Here is a 2,712-nt window from a genome sequence, read left to right on the forward strand (position 1 = left end):
TGTAAGTCTGGGGTGACGGCGTGCCTTTTGAAGAATGAGCCTGCGAGTTAGTGATACGTGGCGAGGTTAACCCGTGTGGGGGAGCCGTAGCGAAAGCGAGTCTGAACAGGGCGTTCAGTCGCGTGTCCTAGACCCGAAGCGGAGTGATCTAGCCATGGGCAGGCTGAAGCGCGGGTAAGACCGCGTGGAGGGCCGAACCCACCAACGTTGAAAAGTTGGGGGATGACCTGTGGTTAGGGGTGAAAGGCCAATCAAACTCCGTGATAGCTGGTTCTCCCCGAAATGCATTTAGGTGCAGCGTCACGTGTTTCTTGCCGGAGGTAGAGCACTGGATGGCCTAGGGGGCCTACAAGCTTACTGAAGTCAACTAAACTCCGAATGCCGGTAAGTGAGAGCGTGGCAGTGAGACTGCGGGGGATAAGCTTCGTAGTCGAGAGGGAAACAGCCCAGATCACCAGCTAAGGCCCCTAAGCGTGTGCTAAGTGGTAAAGGATGTGGGGTCGCATAGACAACCAGGAGGTTGGCTTAGAAGCAGCCACCCTTGAAAGAGTGCGTAATAGCTCACTGGTCAAGTGGTTCCGCGCCGACAATGTAGCGGGGCTCAAGCACACCGCCGAAGCTGTGGCATTCACATGATAACCCGGCCTGATGGTTCGTCCTGAGGGTCCAGGTGTGTGGATGGGTAGGGGAGCGTCGTGTCACCGGTGAAGCGGCGGAGTGATCCAGCCGTGGAGGTGACGCGAGTGAGAATGCAGGCATGAGTAGCGAAAGCAGGGTGAGAAACCCTGCCGCCGGATGACCAAGGGTTCCAGGGCCAGGCTAATCCGCCCTGGGTGAGTCGGGGCCTAAGGCGAGGCCGAGAGGCGTAGTCGATGGATAACGGGTTGATATTCCCGTACCCGCGTAGAAGCGTCCATGCTGAACCTTCATGTACTAACCTCCGGATTCTTTGAAGCCTTCGGGTGGATGGGTTGATGTTGGGAACTTGTGGGGTAGTAGGCAAGCGATGGGGTGACGCAGGAGGGTAGCTGGACCCGGCCGGTGGTTGTGCCGGGGCAAGCGTGTAGCCCGCAGTGTAGGCAAATCCGCACTGCTTGAGGGTGAGACGTGAAGCGGAGCCGTTTCAGGCGAAGTCAGTGATCCCATGCTGCCGAGAAAAGCCTCTAGCGAGTTTCGAGCGGCCCGTACCCCAAACCGACACAGGTGGTCAGGTAGAGAATACCGAGGCGATCGGGCGAACTGTGGTTAAGGAACTCGGCAAATTGCCCCCGTAACTTCGGGAGAAGGGGGGCCACCGATGGTGAGACCACGTGCTGGTGGAGCGGTTGGTGGCCGCAGAGACCAGGGGGAAGCGACTGTTTACTAAAAACACAGGTCCATGCTAAGTCGTAAGACGATGTATATGGACTGACGCCTGCCCGGTGCTGGAACGTTAAGGGGACCTGTTAGTCCTTCGGGGCGAAGCGGAGAACTTAAGCGCCAGTAAACGGCGGTGGTAACTATAACCATCCTAAGGTAGCGAAATTCCTTGTCGGGTAAGTTCCGACCTGCACGAATGGCGTAACGACTTCCCCACTGTCTCAACCACAGGCCCGGCGAAATTGCACTACGAGTAAAGATGCTCGTTACGCGCGGCAGGACGGAAAGACCCCGGGACCTTCACTATAGCTTGACATTGGTACTCGAATTCGATTGTGTAGGATAGGTGGGAGCCGGTGAAGCGGCCACGCCAGTGGTTGTGGAGGCAAGCTTGAAATACCACTCTGTTGGATTTGGGTATCTAACTTCGGACCGTGATCCGGTTCAGGGACAGTGTCTGGTGGGTAGTTTAACTGGGGCGGTTGCCTCCTAAAATGTAACGGAGGCGCCCAAAGGTTCCCTCAGCCTGGTTGGCAATCAGGTGTTGAGTGCAAGTGCACAAGGGGGCTTGACTGTGAGACTGACAGGTCGAGCAGGGACGAAAGTCGGGACTAGTGATCCGGCACTGGCAGGTGGAAGCGGTGTCGCTCAACGGATAAAAGGTACCCCGGGGATAACAGGCTGATCTTCCCCAAGAGTCCATATCGACGGGATGGTTTGGCACCTCGATGTCGGCTCGTCGCATCCTGGGGCTGGAGTAGGTCCCAAGGGTTGGGCTGTTCGCCCATTAAAGCGGTACGCGAGCTGGGTTTAGAACGTCGTGAGACAGTTCGGTCCCTATCCGCCGCGCGCGTAGGATACTTGAGAAGGGCTGTCCCTAGTACGAGAGGACCGGGACGGACGAACCTCTGGTGTGCCAGTTGTTCTGCCAAGAGCACGGCTGGTTGGCTACGTTCGGAAGGGATAACCGCTGAAAGCATCTAAGCGGGAAGCTCGCTTCGAGATGAGGTATCCCACCCCTTGAGGGTTAAGGCCCCCAGTTAGACCACTGGGTTGATAGGCCGGAAGTGGAAGCCTGGTAACAGGTTTGAGCTGACCGGTACTAATAGGCCGAGGACTTGACCTCATACAACGAGTTATAGAGACTAACGCATCCACTGTGTGATTCTGAACCAACACCAGAACGCACCCCCAACAGACCGGGGTGTGCGGTGGTTGACAGGTTCATAGAGTTACGGCGGCCATAGCGGAGGGGAAACGCCCGGTCCCATTCCGAACCCGGAAGCTAAGCCCTCCAGCGCCGATGGTACTGCACCCGAGAGAGTGTGGGAGAGTAGGACGCCGCCGGACAAA

The 2,712-nt window shown here is 57.3% G+C and carries 2 rRNA genes (1 of these 2 only partly in view); both read left to right on the plus strand.

Going from position 1 to position 2,712, the window contains the following annotated elements:
- Nucleotides 1-2,485, plus strand: a 23S ribosomal RNA gene (locus AB0J72_RS58770) (it extends 733 nt beyond the left edge of the window).
- Nucleotides 2,486-2,592: 107 nt separating this feature from the next.
- Nucleotides 2,593-2,709 (plus strand): 5S ribosomal RNA (gene rrf, locus AB0J72_RS58775).
- The last annotated feature ends 3 nt before the right edge of the window (nucleotides 2,710-2,712 follow it).

The sequence above is a fragment of the Dactylosporangium sp. NPDC049742 genome (assembly GCF_040674675.1).
Classification (GTDB): Bacteria; Actinomycetota; Actinomycetes; order Mycobacteriales; family Micromonosporaceae; genus Dactylosporangium; species Dactylosporangium maewongense.